The organism is Candidatus Thiosymbion oneisti (assembly GCF_004359955.1).
Taxonomy (GTDB): domain Bacteria; phylum Pseudomonadota; class Gammaproteobacteria; order Chromatiales; family Chromatiaceae; genus Thiosymbion; species Thiosymbion oneisti.
In genome coordinates this window covers 31,024-53,113 of record NZ_SMSC01000007.1, presented here as the reverse complement: position 1 = coordinate 53,113, position 22,090 = coordinate 31,024, and the positions used below count along the sequence as shown (strand labels likewise).

Annotated in this window: 20 protein-coding genes; 1 reads left to right on the top strand and 19 read right to left on the bottom strand. The window is 59.7% G+C overall.

Translation table 11 applies throughout. The features are described 5' to 3' along the window. Window positions 1–86: 86 nt before the first annotated feature. The 17 genes from E1958_RS05335 to E1958_RS05260 form a co-directional block, all read right to left on the bottom strand. Window positions 87–899, bottom strand: a complete 813-nt coding sequence (locus tag E1958_RS05335; protein WP_133510957.1) for a type VI secretion system accessory protein TagJ — start codon at window positions 897–899, stop codon at window positions 87–89. 672 nt (window positions 900–1,571) lie between these two features. After that, complete coding sequence (locus tag E1958_RS05330) at window positions 1,572–2,009, bottom strand: hypothetical protein (RefSeq protein ID WP_133510956.1); 438 nt, start codon at window positions 2,007–2,009, stop codon at window positions 1,572–1,574. A 47-nt stretch (window positions 2,010–2,056) separates the two neighbouring features. Beyond that, window positions 2,057–2,917, bottom strand: a complete 861-nt coding sequence (locus E1958_RS05325; RefSeq protein WP_133510955.1) for a hypothetical protein — start codon at window positions 2,915–2,917, stop codon at window positions 2,057–2,059. 490 nt (window positions 2,918–3,407) lie between these two features. Further along, window positions 3,408–3,620: a hypothetical protein gene (locus E1958_RS05320; protein ID WP_133510954.1), complete on the bottom strand. Its 213-nt coding sequence runs from the start codon at window positions 3,618–3,620 to the stop codon at window positions 3,408–3,410. After that, window positions 3,620–4,114: a type VI secretion system amidase effector protein Tae4 gene (locus E1958_RS05315; protein WP_133510953.1), complete on the bottom strand. Its 495-nt coding sequence runs from the start codon at window positions 4,112–4,114 to the stop codon at window positions 3,620–3,622. Before E1958_RS05315 ends, E1958_RS05320 begins: the two co-directional genes overlap by 1 nt. Window positions 4,115–4,309: 195 nt before the next feature. Next, complete coding sequence (locus E1958_RS05310) at window positions 4,310–4,801, bottom strand: Hcp family type VI secretion system effector (RefSeq protein ID WP_133510952.1); 492 nt, start codon at window positions 4,799–4,801, stop codon at window positions 4,310–4,312. A gap of 107 nt (window positions 4,802–4,908) precedes the next feature. Continuing rightward, a complete protein-coding gene (gene tssC, locus E1958_RS05305; protein WP_133510951.1) occupies window positions 4,909–6,408 on the bottom strand; it encodes a type VI secretion system contractile sheath large subunit in 1,500 nt (499 codons plus the stop codon). Between the two features lies 1 nt (window position 6,409). Then, window positions 6,410–6,952: a type VI secretion system contractile sheath small subunit gene (gene tssB, locus E1958_RS05300; RefSeq protein ID WP_133510950.1), complete on the bottom strand. Its 543-nt coding sequence runs from the start codon at window positions 6,950–6,952 to the stop codon at window positions 6,410–6,412. 285 nt (window positions 6,953–7,237) lie between these two features. Then, on the bottom strand, window positions 7,238–8,314 hold the full coding sequence (gene tssA, locus E1958_RS05295; RefSeq protein WP_133510949.1) for a type VI secretion system protein TssA: 1,077 nt from the start codon (window positions 8,312–8,314) through the stop codon (window positions 7,238–7,240). Window positions 8,315–8,904: 590 nt separating this feature from the next. Next, window positions 8,905–9,564 carry a sulfotransferase family 2 domain-containing protein gene (locus E1958_RS05290; protein ID WP_133510948.1) on the bottom strand — a complete coding sequence of 220 codons (660 nt, stop codon included), beginning with the start codon at window positions 9,562–9,564 and terminating at the stop codon, window positions 8,905–8,907. A 128-nt stretch (window positions 9,565–9,692) separates the two neighbouring features. Then, window positions 9,693–11,822, bottom strand: a complete 2,130-nt coding sequence (locus tag E1958_RS05285; protein ID WP_133510947.1) for a CDC48 family AAA ATPase — start codon at window positions 11,820–11,822, stop codon at window positions 9,693–9,695. Window positions 11,823–12,030: 208 nt separating this feature from the next. Further along, window positions 12,031–13,113: a 3-phosphoserine/phosphohydroxythreonine transaminase gene (gene serC / locus E1958_RS05280; protein WP_133510946.1), complete on the bottom strand. Its 1,083-nt coding sequence runs from the start codon at window positions 13,111–13,113 to the stop codon at window positions 12,031–12,033. A gap of 397 nt (window positions 13,114–13,510) precedes the next feature. Then, on the bottom strand, window positions 13,511–13,672 hold the full coding sequence (locus E1958_RS20135) for a hypothetical protein (protein WP_166664593.1): 162 nt from the start codon (window positions 13,670–13,672) through the stop codon (window positions 13,511–13,513). A 174-nt stretch (window positions 13,673–13,846) separates the two neighbouring features. Beyond that, window positions 13,847–14,491 carry a Uma2 family endonuclease gene (locus E1958_RS05275; RefSeq protein WP_133510945.1) on the bottom strand — a complete coding sequence of 215 codons (645 nt, stop codon included), beginning with the start codon at window positions 14,489–14,491 and terminating at the stop codon, window positions 13,847–13,849. Window positions 14,492–15,391: 900 nt separating this feature from the next. Further along, entirely contained in the window at window positions 15,392–18,145 is a 2,754-nt protein-coding gene (locus E1958_RS05270; protein WP_165742322.1) for a CHAT domain-containing tetratricopeptide repeat protein, read from the bottom strand. Between the two features lie 355 nt (window positions 18,146–18,500). After that, on the bottom strand, window positions 18,501–19,607 hold the full coding sequence (locus E1958_RS05265) for a tetratricopeptide repeat protein (RefSeq protein WP_165742321.1): 1,107 nt from the start codon (window positions 19,605–19,607) through the stop codon (window positions 18,501–18,503). Between the two features lie 110 nt (window positions 19,608–19,717). Next, entirely contained in the window at window positions 19,718–20,263 is a 546-nt protein-coding gene (locus E1958_RS05260; protein ID WP_133510942.1) for an REP-associated tyrosine transposase, read from the bottom strand. A 364-nt stretch (window positions 20,264–20,627) separates the two neighbouring features. Between E1958_RS05260 and E1958_RS05255 the strand changes: the two genes are divergently transcribed. Beyond that, window positions 20,628–20,864 (top strand): hypothetical protein, encoded by a 237-nt coding sequence (locus E1958_RS05255; RefSeq protein WP_133510941.1) that lies wholly within the window; start codon window positions 20,628–20,630, stop codon window positions 20,862–20,864. A gap of 115 nt (window positions 20,865–20,979) precedes the next feature. Here the strand turns inward: E1958_RS05255 and E1958_RS05250 are convergent, their stop codons facing one another. Together E1958_RS05250 and E1958_RS05245 are read right to left on the bottom strand one after the other, a co-directional pair. Further along, window positions 20,980–21,579, bottom strand: a complete 600-nt coding sequence (locus E1958_RS05250; protein WP_133510940.1) for a hypothetical protein — start codon at window positions 21,577–21,579, stop codon at window positions 20,980–20,982. Then, window positions 21,576–21,953 (bottom strand): hypothetical protein, encoded by a 378-nt coding sequence (locus E1958_RS05245; RefSeq protein WP_133510939.1) that lies wholly within the window; start codon window positions 21,951–21,953, stop codon window positions 21,576–21,578. The genes E1958_RS05250 and E1958_RS05245 overlap by 4 nt, the downstream gene beginning before the upstream one ends. Window positions 21,954–22,090 lie beyond the last annotated feature (137 nt).

Below are 22,090 nucleotides of genomic sequence, written 5' to 3'. Positions count from 1 at the left end.
CACACGCCTGACCCGCCCTACGGGCTCTCCCTTCGGTCGAGATGATAGAGACTAGTTTTACCGGAAATTTTTGCTGAAACGGGGTACTAGGTGGCAGTAGTGCTGTCAGGCTCCCCGGCGAGCTCGATGCGCCGGGTTTCCAACCAGGGGTACTCGCCTGCATCCGTTATCAACATCCGCTGTCCGTGCCCGAGGAAGAGATCGGCACCGCCTGCCGTCCATTCCGTCCGCCGTGCCAGCTTGATGCGGTCGTCCTCACGCGACTCCGAGCCCGGATAACGGCTGGGAATCAGGGCCACCGTCTCGCCCTCGTTGGTCCAGGTGATCTGGGCGGGGGTCCAGACCAGGTCCCGCAGGTCGACAGGCGCTTCGAGTACGAGTGCCCGTATGGTGTGAAAGGGAACCAGGTAGTAACGCCCGTTGATGATGGCCTCCAGCACCGGTCCCAGGCGCTGGTCGGCATCCGCGATCCAGGCAAAAGGTTCCCCGTCGATGGTGCCGGCCGTGGCGGGCGCCTGCTCGAAGGCCTGTTCACGCAACGTCTGGGACTCCTGAACCCGGTCCTGGGCCGCCAGTCGCAGGGCCTCCACCAGCAGCGCCACCCAGGGCTCGGGGGTGCCGAACAGCAAGGGATCCCGCTGGCCGGAAAAGACCTGGGCGCGGAAGACCTCGCAGCGAAGCGCCTCCCGGTAGGTGTTGACCATGGCCAGATTGGCGCTGTCCAGCTCACCCGCCACATTCAGCTGGGTCAAGGCGCGTTCCCATCGGCCCATCACCGCGAGCAGCTGAAACAGAAAGACCCGCAGCTTGGCGTCGGCGGGATTCTGCTTGATCCGGCCTTGCAGGTCCGTGAGGGCACCGTCGATGTCGCCCGCTGTCAAGGCTTGTTCGGCATTCATCCATACATCCTCACGCTAGACGAAGAACCACGAATAGACACTAATTCGTGATGGATTCCAGACTGCTGACAATCAGACAGGTACGACCAGACGTTTTGGAGTGCAGCAGCAAGCTATATTGCCACACGGCACAATCTGCGCATTTCACTCCCTCTCCCTCCGGGAGGGTGTCGCAAAAGCCCCTCTCCCGGTCTGTGGTTCCAGGCAGCGCATGGGAACGAGAAAAATAAGCATGACTGATGACCATTTGGACCGGCAACTCGGCATTCAGGTTCTACCCGGTAACCAGAAGAGCCGACAACATGTCGGCGGTCCCAGGGGCCAACGAAATATCGGTGGTCCCGGGAGCCAACAAAATGTTGGCAGTCCCAGGGGCCGACAGGATGTCGGCGGTCCCGGGCCGGCTAGGACCGCCGTCTTTCAGACGGCTTACGGACCCCATGACCAGCTGTCGGCAACGGTCAGAGCAGACGCCTTCTGGGCCGCACCAAATAACGCCGGACAGCCGGCAGGTTTAGTTCCCGTGTATACGAATGGTGGACACCGGCCCGATGCTCTCCGCGGCGCGGAGCTTCCAGGTTCCCACGCAGCGCGTGGGAACGAGAAAGAAATCAGTCACTTCATCCATCGGATGTAACGGAAAAACTTAATATATCCAATAAAACCCTAGCGTTATCCATAATTAGGCGAATGAGCTGTGAAAAACGACCCATAAATTGAGCCTGGCCCCTTTTTTTCCGCCTTTTCTTCTGTCCCCCAGCACTCAGGCAACTTCCAGATTGTTACGCCGTCTGGTAGTATTACTTGGTTTTCATACCAGTGTGGTTCCATTTCACGCTTACAATTCGTTGTATGCAACTCATTAAGTTTTTCGCCATCCCTGTTATAAAGCCTGACCCATTCTGGCGTACACGCCGTATCACCCGGCATGCTCCATACCACTACAAACGGATTGAAGGATTTGAAATAGCGAAGGGTAAACAGCCCGTCCGGACTCGATTGTTCACCCAGGTAGGTGCCGCGGTAGGCCAAAATAGCAGCCAGAAATCCGCCAAGCAGTAACATAATTACAGGTAAGGTGACAAACCATATTAAACGCTTCCTTTTCATGGTATCACTCCCTTCTACGCGGCTTGCCGAGCAGTATATAGACTGTTTCACTTCACGTATTGGAGAGTGCATAGTCCGGTATCGAACCGAGTTGCCGGTACTTTATCGAATTCCGTTATCAACGACTTCACTTCGTCGACCAGGGTATCTTCCTGGATCGCAATCTCCAACAATGTCTCCACCGCATCCCTCGCGCTCTTCGGGTCCACACGGATCATCGCCCGAACAGCCGCGATCCGTAGTGCCATCTCGTAGTCGTCGTTGCCGGAGACATCCTCGAGGAAGGGCAACGAAGGGGTAAAGGCTGCGGCGCCAAGGTGAGACAGACCTTCGATAGAAAACCATGATGGAACCCATCTAATATAAGCCCGCACCGTCTCGAGCAAGAGTGAGAGGGTCCTTGCTGATCCAGTCTCGTACAACAGCGTGTTCAGCTCCGCTCTCGTCGAGAGAGCTCGCTGCCACTCGAAGGGACCTGCCGCTACGGCGGTGCCTTCGAATCGATCGTGCCAGTCCGACACCAGTCCCTCCAGCTCGGCCCTCCGTGAGCATACATAGGACCTCGCCACTGCAATCTTGGTCTCGAGTGCGGACAGATTGTCGGTTTGTAAGAACATATCCTCCTCCAACCAACCCTCCTCCAACCAAGCAAACAGTCGCATACTTTCGTTGTGCCTGGTGATGGCGGGCATCCAGAAAGCCAATTCGTGGCGCTGGCTTTCGTCGAGCCCGAAATCCCCCATCAAAAGTTCTTCCAGGAAATTGCCGGCTTGCGCGCCATGCACTTCGACGACCGAGCGCAAGAGGAGTGACGCATGCAGCTCGATGTCAGGGTCGAAGAGAAGCTCGGCCAGACTCCGAGCCTCGAGGCAGTCACCGTATCCTAAGGCTCGCACTTTATCGCGCACGCTGCTTTCAGCATCTTGTCCTTGCTTTATGAGCCGAGCCAATTCACTTTGCCGCTGGTCGCACATTGGCGACGGGTCGCAAACCCCGAGCCCAGGGTACGACGCTATTACGGCCCCGATCCATAGGCCGACTCGCAAGGACCTCAACCTGTCGAATTTCATGTTTCTAGCGGCGGGAACGGAATATTCCCGCTACTTCTGCTCGGGATCTCGGGAATTCCAGTGAATAACCTTGCGGCATGGCTTGCCTCATCGCGTCGATATATCTTTGAATGTTGCCACGCGTATCAGCGTCCAACTCATGAAAAAGGACGACAATAGGTTGTCCACGGGTAGCCAGGGCGGCGATTCTCCCCCGCAAATGCGCCTCAATTTGAGCGGCCCCAAAATCGCGGGCAGTATCTTTGCTGTCTAGATCCCACAGGACCATCTGAAGCTCTTTCTGCCGATAGACCCTAAGCACCTCGGCATTGGTGGTCTCTCCGACCGGTCAGGCGAATTTTTTTGCACACAGCATACCGCCTGCAATAAATGAAATAAGGCTGGAAATCAAAAATATATTAAAATTTCTCTGTTGGTCTGCCTCTGATTCATAAAGCCTTATTCCCAAGCTTTCAAACGCCAACCCGGATATGTAAAATACTATAAAGCAGACAAGTACTCCCGCAATGGCACCAACTAAAAATAAGGCAAGTTTTTTCATTACTTAACCTCAAAAAACCTTATCTTTTTAGACCTTCTGAAATCAGACCAATATCCTGGAACAACGATGCTAAACCTGGTTCTAAACCATGAGCCTAACGCCGTTAAGGCACTACCATTCCAAAGATCAATATGGTCACCACCTGATCCGTCACTACCCACATAATAATCTTCAAAACAGATAATGCCTGTTTTACCTACAACTTTATCACGCCAATCTCGACCAGTTACATCTACAGATTTCTTAATCTGAGAAACTACCCCTCTATCGATCCAATCAGCCAACTCCTTTGCTGCTAGGATGTGGTCTTCCCCCTTGTGTACCCAACATTTTCTTCCGGACGGAAAACTTGCAAAGTTCACACCGGATTTTTTCATGGCATAGCTTAGTCGTATTGCGCACTGATTAGGGAACAAAATCTTCCCTTTTTCATTTTTTGCATTGCATGGATCACTATCCGGATAATTGGACCATAAAACTCGAAAATAAGACATTAACTCTCCCCTTTCATTCGCCTAACAGGTAGTAGATGACGACTCGCCATGTTTAGGTACATCGAAACACCTTTACACCACAGCTATTGTTTCTTTGTTGAATTGGTGGGGCATCCTTGCCCCTTGCCCCGGACGGACACCTTGAATTTTCCAAGGTGCCTATAACCTGGGCGAAACCGACCGCGGGGCGTTTGCTCAGCCCTTCTTGTGCTCTTTGAGTACCCAGGTCCGATCCGTGCTGCCTCCTTTAGCACCCGTGTGGTCGAACGGGAAGTACTCCCACTTAATCTCCGAGTAGGAGAAGGTCAGGGTCTCGAGGGGCTTGATTTCATCCCCATCGCTGCCGCCGACAGTGACCGAGGTCAAGAGACACTCTTTCATGGTGTATTTCATAAAGACGTGCTGCTCGTCATCTATGACCGTGCACACATCTATCTTTATCGTGCCGACATGCTTGCCCCCGGCGCAGAAGGCGTTGAGATCCGGCGTGGCACTGTCTACGGTCTTGACTACGGTGAAGTCCTGAAAATCGGCGCGACCCCCGGTCATGCCTCCGGTCGCACTCATCCCGGATGTGGTCTGGGAAACGCCGGCGCTGTAGCTGAACAACTCGAACCAGTCCTTGTGCTTGACATCGGTGCTTTCGCCCTTAGCCTTTTCTATATGCATATAGACGTCGTTTGCCATGAAGGGATATCCTCCGTATCAGGCTGGGCCGTATGGGCCCCGCGCATCACGCGCAGGTCCGGTGACCATGCCCGCAAGACGGCCCGATGACCTTGCGGGACACGGATTCAGGTCTTTTCCGACGGTAGCTTGGAGACCAGCCGTAAGGAGACCGTAAGGCCCTCGAGCTGGTAGTGAGGTCGCAGAAAGAACTTCGAGCTATAGTAACCGGGATTACCCTCGACCTCTTCCACCATAACCTCAGCCGCCGCCAGGGGCTTGCGTGCCTTGTCATTCTCCGAGGCGGTCGCGGGGTTGGACTCCACGTACTTGCTGACCCAATCGTTCAGCCACTTCTCCATATCCTCCCGTTCCTTGAAGGAGCCGATCTTGTCCCGCACGATGCACTTCAGGTAATGGGCGAAACGGCATACCGCGAACAGGTAGGGTAAGCGGGCGGAGAGGTTAGCGTTCGCCGTGGCGTCCGGGTCGTCGTACTCGAAGGGTTTCTGGAGCGACTGGGCGCCGATGAAGGCGGCGAAGTCGGAATTTTTCTTATGGATGAGCGGCATGAAGCCGTTTTTTGCCAGCTCGGCCTCGCGGCGGTCGCTGATGGCGATTTCCGTGGGGCATTTCATGTCCACGCCGCCGTCGTCGGTAGGGAAGGTGTGGACCGGCAGCCCTTCCACGGCCCCGCCCGATTCCACGCCCCGGATCCGCGAACACCAGCCGTAGAGCTTGAATGCCCGATTGATGTTCACGGCCATGGCATAGGCGGAGTTGGACCAGGTGTATTTGGTGTGGTCCGCCGCCCCCGTCTCTTCCTCGAAATCGAATTCCTCCACTGGATCCGTCTTGGCCCCATAGGGGTGACGGGAGAGGAATCGGGGCAGCGCCAGACCGATATAGCGTGCGTCGTCGGATTCGCGCAGGGAGCGCCAGGCGGCGTATTCCGGGGTCTGGAAGATCTTGGTCAGATCCCGCGGGTTGCTCAATTCCTGCCACGACTGCATTTGGAGGGTCCCTGGGTCCGCCCCGGCGATGAAGGGGGTATGGGCCGCCGCCGAGACCTGCGACATCAGGCCCAGAAACTCCACATCCATCGGGCTGTGATCGAAATAGTAGTCCCCGACCAGACACCCGTAGGGCTCGCCGCCGAACTGGCCGTATTCCTCTTCGTAGACCTTCTTGAACAGGGGGCTCTGGTCCCAGGCCGTACCCTTGTATTTCTTGAGGGTCTTGTGGGCGTCCTTCTTGGAGATGTTCATGACGCGGATCTTGAGCATCTCGTCGGTCTCGGTATTGTTCACCAGGTAATGCAAGCCGCGCCAGCTACCCTCTAGCTGCTGGAAGTCGGGATGATGGATGATCTGGTTGACCTGCTCGGTGAGCCTGCGATCGATCTCGGCGATCATCGCCTCGATCGAGCGCACCGCATCCTCGGAGATGAGCGCCGTCTGTGACAGGGCCTGTTCGGCCAGGGTATGAACGGCTTGTTCCACCGCTTCTTTGGCGCGGTCGGTTCTCGGCTTGAATTCCTTTTGCAGCAGGGATGCGAACCCATCGGGCTCGATGACCTGGGTCTGGGCTTCGGCTTGGGCTTCGGGACTGAGTTCGGATTCGGCCATGTTACTTGTCCTCCGCGGCTGCCGGCTCCTGCGTTTCCCCCTCCTCCTCCTGGGGCTTGGGCGCCGCGGCGAGGGCTTGCAGCAGTGCGGGGTCTTTCAGGGCATTGGCGATGAGGTCCTCCGCCCCGCTCTTGCCGTCCATGAAGGTGAGGAGGTTGTCGAGCTGGGTACGGGCCTGAAGCAGCTGGTTCAAGGAGTCTACCTTACGGGCCACCGCCGCGGGCGAGAAGTCGTCCATGCTCTCGAAGGTCAGGGCCACATTCAGATTACCCTCTCCGGTCAGGGTGTTCGGCACCTGAAAGGCAACCCGCGGCTTCATGGATTTCAGCCGTTCCTCGAAGTTATCGACGTCAATCTCCAGAAACTTGCGGTCCGCTACCGGGGCCAGGGGCTCTTCCGACTTGCCCGAGAGATCCGCCAGAACACCCATCACAAAGGGTAATTGAATGAGCTTCTCCGCCCCATAGAGCTCCACATCGTATTCGATCTGCACCCGGGGTGCGCGATTGCGGGCGATGAATTTTTGGCTGCTTTCTTTGGCCACGGTCGATCTCCCCTCACTTTAAGAATTTTACGGATTATAAAGGCTCGGATCGCTGCCCACCGGGCTTGGTTCCTGGTACAGCAATGCCGAAGTACCGATAACATGGGAATGATTTATTTGCCGCAAATGAACGCGAATGAACGCAAAGCGGTTGTAACCGGCTCGCCATCAACGACAGCTCTCGATCCCGTTGCAATCATTTGCGTTGATTTGCGTTCATTTGCGGCTAAATCTTCCGTGGGAAGCCTGCTCGCTCAATGTTATCAGTAGTCGAGAGCATGTGTACTAGTCGTCGCCTTCCGGGCCACGGATGGCTTCGATCTGGGCCAAACCCTCGGGCGCCAAATCCTGCACGATGCCGACAAAATCCTTCGTCACCAGGCGCCGTGCCCGCTGCAGCAACAGGGGGACCGGGCTCGAGGGCTCGTTGCGGGCGTAATAATCACAAATTCGGTCGAGCATCCTTACTACATCTTCGCGGCCAGCTATGGTCGCGGAGCGGTTTCCCCCCCCGGACGTTGCCGGCTTGTCACCCGGAGGTAACGTCGCTTCCGTCGGCACACCGTTACCTGTAGATACCGTCGCTTCCAATTCCGCATCGCTGGTGCCCGTCCGCTCCGCGAGCTTGGTTCTCAGCAGGGTATCGGCTTCCGCAAAGAGGTCGCGGATGGGCCTGAGATCGGGCACCTGGGCGACACCGACCTGATCCGTCACGATCCTTTCGAGCTCGCCCAAGTCACTGACGGCACTCGCGACGGCACCGGCCGTCTCCCGGAGCTGCTCGAGCTCACAGTCCTGAAAGGCCGCATCGACGGATGCCGCATCCAAGGGAGCCTGTTTTCCAGCCGCGGGTTCGGAAGATTCGCCCTTGGCGACTTCGATATCCCTGAGACTTACCGGGCCAAAGGTTCGGGAGTGTACCAAAGGGGTGGTTCGCACCGGCGTGAGTAAGACATCCCGATCGCAAAGATCCAGCAGGGCATTCATCCGTTCGGTCGGATCATTGTCGTCGTCGGTGTCGAGCTGGGGGTGGACACTCTCCCAGTACTCCGCCAGCAACCGACGGATCAGGGTGATTCCGGATGCGAGCCCTGAAAATCCTTCGCAGTGGAGCAATGCCCGGCAGACTAGGATCGCGGTACGGATATCCTTGCTGCGGGAAAGCAGGTCTGTCCCCAGGGCAAGCACCTGTTTCCAATCGGGTGGAACCGCGGGGACCACAGTGTCTCCCATCACCCGTTCCGGCTGACCGCTCGCCGCCTCCTTGAGCTGCGTGAAATCGGGGTCGTACTCCGGATCCTTACCAGTCGGATCCGTGGCAGAGACCGGTTCCAAGAGGCTATCGAGATCGAATTCGCTCATCTGATGATCGGTCCTTATGAGTCATCGGAATCATCCGCGCGCCCGGGAAAGCCCGCGCACGGCATTGATCACTGAGGTTTGAGAGGCGGCAGCGAGCTCGGCCGAGTTGCGCATGGGGGTGTCTGGAATAGTCCATTTTCCGGCCGATAAGTGCCTTCGATCCCTTAAGTCGGGCAGATTTTAGGCTCTATCTGTAGTCTAGCGCCTGTAATAGCACAAGCAGCCTGGATGGGCAAGAGGATGGAAGGTTCCCAGGGCAACCGAATAACACCCACTGCTAAAAACAAGATCGTGGCCTGGAAGCGAGTCGGTAGGTTGGGCCAAGGGCGTAGGATGATGGTAGGGCGGGTAAGCCAGGGACGGCGCCACCCGCCATATATGGGTGAGCGCCTGCCGACTGCCCCAGGGATGCCTGGCCTGTGCGTCCCACACGCAGACAGGTGCCCAACACCCCTGTCGGGCACGCCCAGCGGCCAAAGATGCGGTTCGCCGCTGGCCAAGCGTCCATTGATGCGGTTCGCGCCCCCTCGTGATGCCATCCTGTAAGACCTGCCGCGCTCACCGCATCCTACGTCCATCCTACGCCAGGGTCAGGGATCGAATGTGTATCCTAACAGCTCGATGTCTCGCCTGAAGTGGTGCGCCACCAGTTCGGCGGTCTCGTCAGTATAGTAGTCTCGGTAGTCCCGTCCACGGTCGGTCGCCCGGCGTTTGTGGGCCAGGTTCGGCCGCGCGATGCCGATGCGCCCGCAGGCCTCGGTGAAGTCCTCCTCCAGACGCTCATAGCGTCCGATGAAATCTACCACCAACTCACCGTGCAGATCGATCAGGTAGTCGGTCTGCAGTTCGATAGAGGTATCCAGGTGATACTGATAGGGGCGCTCCGGGTCCAGCTTCCAGCACAGGAAGTCTTGGAATGTCTCATGGCCCCCGAGGAAATGCGGACGCTCACGGCGGATATGGTAGAAGGAGCTCACCTGCAGGTCCCAGGGATTGCGCACGAAGGCGAATTTGAACAGCTCATCGAAGAACGCCTTCGGCAGCAGCTCCTTGGCGGCGACGATCTTGGCGTGGCGCGGCAGCTTGCCGGCGATGCGGTGACCGCTCAGGCGGCTCAAGCGGCTGCACAGGAACATGGGCCAATACCAGGGATCGCGCCGACGCAAGTGCTGCAGGCTGGCACGCACGCTGGTGCCGCCGGTCTTGGCGATGTGGACGAACAGGAAGCGGTGCTTGACGGAGAGGAACATAATGGTACAGGATTCACAGGATTTTCAAGATTAACAAGATGTTGTAATTGATTATTCAGAAAAATAATCCTGTTAATCCTGAAAATCCTGTTAATCTTGTCCTATTAGCGATTGGCACTAGGATTCAATCAGGCCTCCATTCGCCGTTCGGCCCGCACGGAATCCAGCGTCGCGCGCAGATCGGCGGCCTGGATGCACGGCCTATTGCTTGATTCCGCTATACAACAGCGGCGCACCGCCGCCAGGGCCGCGCGATTACAGGCCGTGGCGATCTCCGCAGCGCTCAGTCCGTCGCTCGGGCCCACCAGGTCTTCGACCCTTAGGTCCTGGGCGACGGGACGCCGCGCCAGGTGGATGCCCAGGATCTCCCGCCGCGCGGTTGCATCGGGCCACGGCACCTCGAGGATCGCATCGAAGCGCCCGGCCCGGATCGCCGCCGGGTCCAGCCGATCCAGGCGATTGGTGGCGCCGAGCACCAGGACTCCCTTGAGCTCCTCGATGCCGTCCAGCTCGGTCAGAAATTGGGCCAGCACCCGTTCGCTGACCTGGGACTCGACGGAGACGCCGGAACGGACCGGCAGCAGGGCGTCGATTTCGTCGCAGAACAGGATACAGGGTGCGGTCTGCCGGGCCTTGCGAAACACCTCGCGCACCTCCCGCTCCGACTCGCCGACGAACTTCGACAGGAGGGCCGGTCCCTTGACGGAGATAAAGTTGAGTCGGGTCTCGGTGGCCAGGGCGCGGGCCAATAGCGTCTTGCCGCAGCCGGGCGGACCGGCCAGCAGGATCCCCTTGGGTGGCTCCACCCCGGCCGCGCGGAACAGCTCAGGGCGGGTCAAGGGCCATTGCAGCAACTCTATCAGGCGTTGCTTGACCGCCGCCAGCCCCCCCACGTCCGTCCAATGCACGGTGGGCACTTCCACGAATACCTCGCGGATGGCCGAGGGCTCCACCTCCCGCAGCGCCGCCTCGAAATCGGCATCCCGGACTTGCAGGTCGCGCAGCAGCTCATAGGGGATCCGCGCCAGCTCGAAATCCACCGCGGGCAAGATGCGACGCAGGCTCGCCATGGCGGCCTCCCGACACAAGGCCTCCAGGTCGGCGCCGACAAAGCCGTGGGTGCGCTCGGCCAGGTCGTCGAGGATGGTCGGGTCGGCCAGCGGCATGCCGCGGCTGTGGACGTCGAGGATCTCCCGTCGCTCGGGGCGGCCGGGGACGGGGATGGCGATCTCGCGGTCGAAGCGTCCGGGCCGGCGCAGGGCCGGGTCCAGGACCTGGGGCAGATTCGTCGCCGCGATGACGATGATCCGGGCCCACCGCTTGAGACCGTCCATCAGCGCCAGCAGCTGGGCCACCACCCGCTTCTCCACCTCGCCCTGTACCCGCTCGCGCTTGGGGGCGATGGCGTCGATCTCGTCGAGGAACAGGATGGACGGCGCCTTGCTTGCGGCCGCCGCGAACAGCTTGCGCAGCTGCGCCTCGCTCTCGCCGTAGAACTTGTGGATTACCTCCGGACCACTGATAGTGAAGAAGGCGGCGTCCGTCTCGTGGGCGATGGCACGCGCGATCAGGGTCTTGCCGCAGCCGGGCGGTCCGTGCAGCAACACGCCTTTGGGGGCGGCGATCCCCAGGCGCTCGAAGACCTCCGGGTAGCGCAGCGGTAGCTCGATCATCTCGCGGATGCGCTGGAGCTGGGGTTTCAACCCGGCAACGTCTTCGTAGCTCGGGGCCTGGTCGGTGGTCTCGGCCTGCCGTGCCGCGCCCACCAGCAGCCGGGTCGTGGGGTTGATCACCACCGCCCCCTTGGGTGCGGTGGAGACCACACGGAAGTCGGCCGCCCGGTTGCCGAACAGAGTGGCGCGAATGCGGTCCCCCCTCCGGACGGGCAGGCCGTCCAACAGACTGCCGATATAGGGCAGATCGCGTTCCTGGGGGGTGGTGTCGATAGGCGCCAGCTCCACCTGGCGAGCCGGCTCGCACAGGGTGGCCCGCAGCGCCACGGTCTCGCCCAGGGAAACCCCGGCATTGCCGCGGGTCAGCCCGTCGAGCTGTATCTGCGTTTGGCCGCGCGCCTCCTTGTGCGTCGGCAGTACCTTGCACAGGGTCCCGGATTTGCCCGCGACCTCCACGAAATCACCAATCGCAAGCCCCAGGGTGCGCATGTCATCCGGGTCCAGCCGGGCCACCGCCCGGCCCACATCCCGGACGAGGGCCTCGGCGACCTTGAAACCTAAGGAGGTCGCAGATGGATTCGACATGGGGGCAGAGCAAGCACCTATAAATTTTTTCGATTTGGTCTGAACCGCAAAGGCGCACAGGACGGTCCGCTACCAGTCGCCGGCTACCAGTCGCCAGCTACCAGTCACCAGCCACCAGCAGTGGAGGTTGGGACAAAGCCGCCATGGACGGTGGCGCGCCCAAGGGATCTAGGGCTACCCTTTGCGCCTTTGCGGTTTTTTCTATCTATCAACCGTACCGCCGCTCGAACTCCTGCATGAAGGAGATCAAGACCCGCACCCCCTCCTCAGGCATGGCATTGTAGATGCTCGCACGCATGCCGCCCACGGATCGGTGGCCCTTGAGCGTAACCAGGCCCGCCGCCTTGGCCTCCGTCAGGAACCGCTGATCCAGCGTGGGGTCGGCCAGGGTAAAGGGCACGTTCATCCAGGAACGGCTGGCAGGCTCCACCGGATTGGTATACAGGCCGGAGGCATCGATGGCGGCATAGAGGAGCTTGGCCTTGCGTTCATTGATCGTCGCCATCGCCGTCAACCCACCCTGGCGCTTGAGCCACTGGAACACCAGGCCGGCCAGATACCAGGCATAGGTCGGTGGGGTGTTATACATGGAGCCAGTGTCGGTGTGAGTCTGGTAGTCGAACATGGTCGGCGTCCCGGCCAGCGGTCGGCCGATGAGGTCCTCGCGCACGATCACGACGGTCAACCCCGCCGGCCCCAGATTCTTCTGGGCCCCGGCGTAGATGACCCCGTAGCGCGAGACATCCATGGGCCGGGACAGGAGGGTGGAGGACATATCCGCCGCCAAGGGCGTGTCGCCGGTCTCAGGCACGAAGGGAAACTCTACTCCTTCGATGGTCTCGTTGGGGGTGTAGTGGACATAGGCCGCCTCCGGGTTCAGATTCAGCTCGATCTGGGTGGGGGCGCGGGTGAACCGCGTGTCCTCGGTGGAGGCGGCGATCTCGACCGCGCAGAACCGCTTGGCCTCGGCGATGGCCTTCTTGGACCAGGAGCCGGTGTTCAGATAGTTGGCTCGGTCACCGCCGCGCAGTAGGTTCACCGGCACCATAGCGAACTGGCCGGATGCCCCCCCTTGCAGGAAGAGCACCCGGTAGTTCTCGGGGACCGCGAGCAACTCCCGCAGATCGGCCTCCGCCTGCTCGGCAATGGACATGAATTCCTGGCCGCGGTGACTCATCTCCGCCACGCACATGCCGCTCCCATGCCAATCCAGCAGTTCCTCCTGCGCCTGTCGTAAGACCGCTTCCGGCAGCATCGCAGGGCCGGCACTGAAATTGAAAACTCGAGCCATTGTCACATCTCCGCTTTAGTGCATTCCGGCTGCGAATAGAGAAATCCAGCCGCCAATGAGCGCAAGGGTCTCATTGGCGTCTATTTGCGTTCATTCGCGGCAAAAAAACAAGGTCCTTCTTCTTTAACCACGGCAGTACGACGGTTTCGACTAAGGAAAGCACCGTCGCCGCGGCGCGGGTGGAACCCAATGCCATTAAGTTAAGCGTTATCGACGCGGTTTGTGATCGATCGTGCGCTGTTTTTTTCGCCCTCACCCCAACCCCTCTCCCGCCGAGGGTGTCGTAAAAGGTGAGGCCCGATGCGGTTATTCTCGTTCCCACGCGCTGCGTGGGAAGCTGGTTGCTCCGCGCCGCGGAGAGCATCAGGCCAGTGTCCGGCATTCGTATACCCGGGAATCACACCTGCCGGCTGTCCGGCGTTATCGGGTGCGGCCCAGAGGGCGTCTGCTCTGAGCGTTGCCGCCAGCTGGTGATGGGGTCTGTAAGCCGTCTGAAAGACGGCGGTCCCAGCCGGCCCGGGACCGCCGACATCTTGTCGGCCCCTGGGACCGCCGACATTCTGTCGGCTCCCGGGACTACCGATATTTCGTTGGCCCTTCCGGCTATCAGGTAAAACCTGAATGCCCAGTTGCCGGTCCAAATGGTCATCAGTCAGGCTGAGTTTTCTCGTTCCCACGCAGCGCGTGGGAACGAGAGAACGGGGTGCTCGGGTGCGGGCGGAGAAGTTACTGCTTATTTTCGCTCGATTTTCTCACCGAGGGCGGAACGCAATGCCCGTACCGCTCGGGTTTGGCTCTCTTGCGCCATGCAGCGGGCGATCAAGGCCGGGTCCAGGTCGGGGAGCAGCCGGCTGCGGGTGCCGGTGAGGTAGCCGTCTCCCTGGAGCAGGAAGAAGCGGAGTGATCCCGCTTGCCACGCCCAGACTTCAGGTACGCCCAAACCGCGATAGACCTCCAGCTTGTCGATCCCTCCGGAGGTCCAGACGACTTCGATGGCGATGTCCGGGATCTCCGGCAGCTCCTCGATCGGTCCGATGACGTAGCATTCGTCGGCTTCGAACCCCCGCGCCTGCGGTTCCGATTTGACAGTCCAAGAGCCGTAACCCTCCAGCTCAATGCCGACCGTTTCGGCATAGGCCTCCACAAGCCTTGCGAGCCGCGTCTTCAGCGATTCATGGTGGATGGATGGGGCCATGAGCTCGAGCTCGCCCTCCAGATAGGTAACGCGCACGCCGCATTGATCGCCGCGCGCAGCCACTAGTCGCTCGTAGTCTTCCCAGGCGATGTCGTGTAGATGTACCCGTTGATCGATGTGGTCCGCGAGTCGATCCATCTGGTCCGTGACCAGTGCGGAATCCTGAGTGAGTGCCGGAATCATGGGTGGTGGCCTTCAGCAAAATCGAACCACGGATCGACACGGATCAACACGGAGTTGTCTCCATCCGTGTTCATCCGTGGTTCTCTTTCCGGCGGGTTGCTCATAACGGGTTGTCATCCCTGGATAATTTGTTAATCGAGAACGCCCCCTAGTAATTCGATGGTCTGGGCATCGAGCCCCAAGAGGTGGTGCGCGAAATCGGTCGTCAGCCGCTTGAGCACAGCGCGGCTGATAATGTCTTTGGCGGTCATACGGATAAGCTACCACGGCAGTGCGGTGGTTTCGACCAGGGTTGTTTCCCTATCAGGACAACCGCATGATAACGCGATCCTTTGGAGTGCGGCGGCAGCCTTATTACCCCAGTATTTGCCAAAACCCACAAAGCCTATTGTGACCGTAGCGTTAGCCAGGTGGCACATACCCGCCGCCGCTTTGGATTCGAGCTGTCTGATGACCGCCGTGCTCATTCCAGACCAAGACGCTTCAGGCAAAGAAAAGCGCCGTCGCCGCGGCGCGTGGGGAACTCAGCGCCCAAGTCTCCGGCAAATACCGATGGTATCGCATGTAACGCAGGTCCAATCAGACCGCGCCGCTTTGCCGGCGCACTCCAAATTTTGGAGTGCGGCGGCAGCCTTATTACCCCAATATTTGCCAGAACCCACGGAGCCTGGTGTGACCACGGCGTTGGCCGAGTGGCACACACCCGCCGCCGCTTTGGATTCGAGCTGTCTGATGACCGCCGTGCTCATTCCAGACCAAGACGCTTCAGACAAAGAAAAGCGCCGTCGCCGCGGCGCGTGGGGAACTCAGCGCCCAAGCCTCCGGCAAATACCGATGGTATCACATGTAACGCAGGTCCAATCAAACCGCGCCGCTTTGCCGGCGCACTCCAAATCCCATCTATCGCCCCTCGATCAGGACATAGGGCGCCCAGTAGCTTGGATCGCGGCGCTTGGAGTCCTGGGCCCGGATCCAATCCAGTTGGGTCTTCCGCAGGGCCTCGACTGGATGGGGTTTGGGGTATTGGAGCCAGTTTGCATAGAAATCCCGCATGAAATCCATGGCCCGGCGGTCGTTCAGGGGCCAGAGGGTCATCAGCAGATTGCGGGCGCCGGCGATGCGGAAGGCGCGCACCAGGCCATAAACGCCTTCCGAGTAATCCACCTCGCCTTGGCCGGTATTACAGGCGGAGAGGGTGACCAGCTCGGTGCCTTCCAGGTTAAGGTCCTGGACCTCCAGGGCATAGAGAACACCGTCCTCGCCGGTGGGGCCGAGCTTGCCCCGCAGACCGGCATTGGCACCGGCCAGGGCCAGGCCGGCCAAGGTCATGGGCCGCTCGGTGTGCTCCGATTTCCGCTCGAAAAAGAATCCGTGGGTCGCCAGATGCAATATCCGCGGTGGGGAAACAAGAGATTTGAGCCGGGATTTGAGTCGGGTCTCCGAGGCGTCCCGGCCCCGCCAAACCTCGGCCTTGCGGCCGTCAGGATCCCCATAGAGCTGACTCACCGCCTTGGCCTCGCGACCCGTGAACTTCAGGTTTTTGAAGCCCTCCCGTTCGTCGCGTAGGCGCCGGTTCATAGCAATCAGCCCGTCTGTGGCCGGTGGTGTTGCAGCCGAGATCGAGGATGCCGTCCCAGCCGTCGGGAAATTTGCGTAGTCCACACCACCGTAGGCAATCATGCCCTTGGCGACGGAGGCCGTATCCGAACCAGATTTGACAAGGTCGCGCCCGTTCTGAATCTGGCGTAGTTCTTGGCGCTCGATCCAGTAGCGCCCGTCCGGAGTCACCAGCCGTGCAAAGGCGACCAGATCCAGCGCGCCGTCCGCGGCGATATAGAGTCGGTCGTATTTGGTCAATTCGGCATCCAGCTTGCCGAAGAGCTGCCGGTAAAGCGCTTGGGCCGATTCCTTGCTGCCGGTCTTCCGCAGATCGATCTGGGCCTGGGTCGTCGGCGCGATAGGGCCGAGATCCTGGAGCAGGAGTTCGGGTCCGTTTCCAGGGTCCGCGGGGATCAGGAGGGCCAGCCAATGGGGCTTCCCGAAATCACGGGTCTTGAAGTCCACCGGCTGGAATGCACGCAGGGAGAGCAAGGCCGAGCCCCGAGGCAGCTCGGATCTCACCTGCTGCCAGTCGACGGTACGGCTCGCCAGATGGCCTTGGAATTTCCGGCTCAGTCCAGCCAGTTCCACCTCTAAGCGTTCGACTGCCGCCTGAGCGTCAGTAATGGCCGTCTTACGGGCCGCAATGGCGGCTTTTTTCTCCGGCACAGGCAGATTCACCAACCGACTCAATTCGGCTCGGTGTTTGCTCAGGTCCTTGGCGAGCTTTATCACCTGTGGGTCTGGGCTGGTTCGGACGAGCCGGGCGATCAATGCCTCGGCCTCGCCGGCCAAGCGCTTCCAGCGTAGCAGCACATCCGCGGCCAACCCCAAAGTGTCCGGGTCAGGATGCTGTAAGGCGAGACCGAATACGATGTCTTGGAAGCTGGATTCGAACACCAGCCGGCCACGGCGTACCTGCTCCCGGTGGGTGGTGTCGAGTTGGATGCCGATAAAGCGGCGCAGGCGTCCATCCACACGACGCAGCTCCCGCAATGCCCGATTCCGGCGTCCGCGATTGATCAGTACACCGACCAGATTGAGCTGCGTGGCGAGGGTGTCAGGATGGTCCTGGCTCAATACCCGCTGACGGCCCTCAAGGGCGTGCATAAAAAGCGACTCGGCCTCGTTATAGCGGCTTTGTGCTTGATACAGCCCGGCGAGGTTGTTGACGCTGATGAGGGTCTGGGGGTGGTTCCTGCCCAGTATCCGCTCGTGAGCCTCGAGAGCACGCACAGAGAGCGACTCGGCCTCCCCATAACGACCCTGCGAGTGATACAGGTTGGCAAGGCCGATGAGGCTGGCGAGGGTCTGGGAGTGGTCCTGACCCAGCACCCGCTCACTAACCTTGAGGGCATGCATATACAGTGATTCGGCCTCGCTATACCGGTTCTGGGCCTCGTACAAAAAGGCGAGGTTGTGGATGCTGCCGAGAGTGTCAGAGTGGTCCTCGCCCAGTATCCGCTTGCGGGCCTCGAAGGCACGCACAAAGAGCGGTTCGGCCTCGGCATAGCGGCCTTGATTTTTATACAGCAAGGCGAGGTTGTTGACACTGGTGAGGGTATCGGGATGGTCCTGGCCCAGTACCCGCTCGCGGGCCTCGAGGGCACGCAGATACAGGGGTTCAGCCTCACCATAGCGGCCTTGGGCTCGATACAACGCAGCGAGGTTGCCGACGCCGGTGAGGGTGTTGGGGTGGTCCCGGCCCAGCGTCCGCTCGCTAGCCTCCAGGGCACGCAGATACAGGGGCTCAGCCTCACCATAGCGGCCTTTTATGTAATGCAGCAGGGCGAGGTTGCTCAGTGCGGTGAGTGTTACTTGGTGCTCCCGGCCAAGGTCTCGCTCGCCCAGGGCCAATGCCTCACGGGCAATGGTCTCGACCGGATCATACTTGCCGTCCCGAAAGAAGCCAGTCGTGGCGTAGTTGAGGGCGTCGACCAGATCCTCCGCGGTAGGCTCTCCATCTCCCTGCGTGCGGAGTGCTTGGAGCGCGATCTCGGAAGCAGGACCGACGGGCTCCAGCGCCCAAGCAGGGCTGGCTGCGATCAGCAACATGAGTATCAAGCAAGCAATCCTGAATCCAGTCCTCATTGTCTTGGGTCTTCTCCACACCTGGTTTCGACTTGGCGGTATTTTCCCATCTTAGAAACTCTCTAAGACTTAACCTGTTGATTATAAAAGAATGATTGTCGAAGATAGCAAACCATTATCCAAAACTGGCTGACTTCTACGCATAACTAACTGATTTACAAGGTATGAGTTTCTAGGCAGTCTCTTACAGAATTGGAACCACAAAGGCGCAAAGGACGCAAAGGTTTCGCAGGTAAGAAAGGTGTATGGGCGGGTTTGAAACCCGCCCTTACGACAACAGCACGAGCTACCCATCGGGTACGGCGCAAGCACGAGTATCTCACTCAGGCATCTCTTTGAAATCCTTTGTGTTATTTATACCTTTGCGGTTCTCGTTGACGCTTTGCAATGTGTCGGGGTGCTCCTCGCCCAGCATCCGCTCGCGGGCCTCGAGGGCACGCAGATGCAGGGGTTCGGCCTCGATATAGCGGCCTTGGGCTCGATACAGATCAGCGAGGTTGTTGACACTGGCGAGAGTATCGGGATGGTCCCGGCCCAGGGTCCGCTCGCGGGCCTCCAGAGCACGCACATACAGCGCCTCGGCCTCGCCATAGCGGCCTTGTTTGTCATAAAGGAGGGCGAGGTTGTTGAGGCTGATGAGGGTATCGGGGTGGTCCTGGCCCAGGATCTGCTCGCGGGCCATAAGGGCGCGTATAGAGAGCGGTTCGGCCTTGCCATAGCGGCCTTGGGCTCGATACAACCCGGCCAGGTTGTTGACGCTGGCGAGGGTATCGGGGTGGTCTTGGCCCAGGGCCCGCTCGCGGGCCTCCAGGGCGTGCAACAAGAGCGGCTCGACCTCGCTAGAACGGCCTTGTTTGTAATATAGCCCAGCGAGATTGTCGACGCTGATGAGGGTACTGGGATGGTCCTTACCTAGCGTCCGCTCGTGACCCTCCAGGGCGCGGACCAAGAACGGCTCGGCCTCGCTATAGCGGCCTTGGGCGTAATACAGCGTGGCGAGGTTGTTGACGCTGACGAGGGTATCAGGGTGGTCCCGGCCCAGTGTCCTCTCGCGGGCTTCCAGGGCGCGCACATACAGCGGTTCGGCCTTGCTATAGCGGCTTTGCTTCTCAAGCGAAGTCGCGAGGTTGTTCAGTGCGGCGAGTGTTTTTGGGTGCTCTTGGCCGAGGTCCCGTTCGGACAAATTCAATGCCTCTCGGGCAGCAGTTCCCATCTGGGCGTACTGACCGACCTGGTAGAGGCCAACCGTGAATCGGTTGAGGGCGTCGATTAGATCCTCTGCGGTCGGCTCTCCATCCCCCTGCTCGCGGAGTAGTTGGAGCACGACCTCGGAAGCGGGGCCAACGGGCTCCAGCGCCCAAGTCGGGCCGGCCACGGCCAGCAGTACGACCACCAAACAAGCAATCCCGGATCTTGCGTTCATCATCTTCGGCCTCATTCTCGACTACCCAGCTTCATCGCCTATCGGTACAAGATCTCGTTTTCTCGTTCCCACGCGCTGCGTGGGAATGCGGAAGCTCCGCGCCGCGGAGAGAATCAAGCCCGTGTCCACCATTCCGTATAGACGGGAATCAAACCTTCCATGCCCAAATAATTCCGCGCACTGGAATAACGCCAGTGCTCCGGCCGATCCACATACCCGCGTTTGACCGGATTGTTGTGAATAGACGCCAATTTCTCCACTAACATCGCCTCGTTTTGAATCCACTGCGGATGCGATCCTTCTTCCCATAACTGATAGTCACGATCCGTCTTGTATCCTTTCTTGTAATAGGCCAGCTTTGCTAATAACTGCGTCGAGTTTCTGGCCCGCAGATAATCGATAATCTGCCGCGCCGTGTAAGATTTCCAATGCTTCACTTGTTTTTCCAGATCCGGTGACTGAAGAATACAGTGCAGGTGGTTTTCCAGAATCACATAGCCGTACAAGCGAACCCCCCAATTTTGCCGGCGGTAGGTGAAGGCTTCCAGCAGGATTTCCACCGTATCGGGGCGCGTGAACACCGGTAGCCATTCCAGCACGGTGAATGTCATGAAATGCGGTGCCTGCGGTTCGACAATACGGTAGCGGCTACGGCTCATGGAGTCTCCGAAACACTCCGCGGCGCGGAGCTTCCACGTTCCCACGCGGCGCGTGGGAACGAGAGAATCCGCGGTACCCGACCCAGCCGCGGGATAGGCCTAGCGTACCGACCCGCCGCCGCTTTGGATTCGGTAACGCACTGCCCCGGCAAAAGCACGGCGGCCAGGGGAAAGCGCCGTCGCCGCGGCGCGTGCGCAACCCGGCGTCCAGGTTCCCGGTAAACACCACGGGTATCCCCGATTGCTGAGGTTCGATTCGACCGCGCCGCTTTGCCGGCGCACTCCAAAACAGTCTGGAATCCATAAAGAGCCACAGGGAATTATATACCGACGTGATTTTCGTAGTCGGGTGCATCCACAAGGGGTGTCCCCTACAAATGAAGCGAAACCGCGAGGTTGTGCAGTACGGCGAGTTCTGAACCTCAACGACGAGGTTCTGAGCTTCAACAGAGAGGCTCTGAGCCTCAACAGAGAGGTTCTGAGCTTCAACGATGAGGCTCTGAGCCTCAACAGAGAGGTTCTGAGCTTCAACGATGAGGCTCTGAGCCTCAACGGAGAGGTTCTGAACCTCAACAACGAGGTTCTGAGCCTCAACGGCTAGGCTCTGAGCTTCAACAGAGAGGTTCTGATCCTCAACGGCGAGGCTCTGAGCCTCAACGGAGAGGTTCTGAGCTTCAACGATGAGGCTTGGGGCTGCGATCGGTCAGGCAGTCGGATCAACGACCCGGATTGGTGGGTATCCGCCGCAGGGCCCGGATCTGATCGTGTGGTATCTGGAGGGTCGGCATCTGGCCGCCGTCTTGGTTGGGTCGGATGAGATACAGGGAGCGGGCCGTCTGCAGCAGCAAGCGGTAGTTGCCGGCGGTCAGATCTTGCTGCACGGTCTGGAGCTTGGCGGGGGCGTCGCCTGGGTCTAGTGTGGCCCAGACCCGGACCAGGGGGTAGTGCTGGAAGCCTGATTCCCGGTGATCCCGGTAGTCGGCCCGAGCGGCGGCCTCGCCCATGAAGTAGAAGAGTACGAAGGCCAGGAGACCCCAGAGGGGCGCCGTTCGGGCCATGAGGTCCAGAATGGGATCGACTCGGGCCCAGTAGGTCAGACCCACCATCCAGACGATGGCGAGTATCAGCCACCAGAACGATTGTAAGACCCAGAAGCCGTACATGAAGTGATATTGGAAGGGGATGCCCAGGCCGATCAGGCCTAGCTCGAAGCGGTCGTACCAGTGGTAGGCGTAGGACCAACCGGCGGTATAGATGAGGGCCGTGATCAGGGTGACGGCGGCGCCGAGATCCAGGATGCGGGGGTTGGTGCTCACGGCTGGTCTTCCTCCCCGTCGGCAGGCTGGGTTACGGGCTCGGGCGGTGCCGTTTGCACATCGTCCTCTCCATTCTTTCCGCGCATGACACGCCCCAAGTCGGCCCTGTCGCTCAACCGGCAGGGGGTGCAGGGAGGTTCTCCGTCCGCTATTCGCTCCAGATCCGCTCGTCCGGTCAGCTCGATCTGTTCGCCGCTGACGGCATCCAGGCAGAAGATCCGCGGTTGGGTGCTTGGAGGGCCAGTCTGCTCTAGGCAGTCGAACCAAGTGGTATCGTCGGCAGCAACCAGACAGAAACACTCGCTGCCGAAGGCTGGGCTGGCTAGTAGGGGCCAGGCCAGCAGGGCCGGCAACAGGAGGACGAATCTCGACATATGGATCTCCGGTTGTGTTCAGTTGGACACCGGTCGTAACCGTTCATCCCCCTTAAGGATTTCGGCTTGATGCGGGCATAAGCCGTTGATTTCTCGTTTTCGGGATCAGGGTCGAGAGGGGGCTGGACGTTTACATT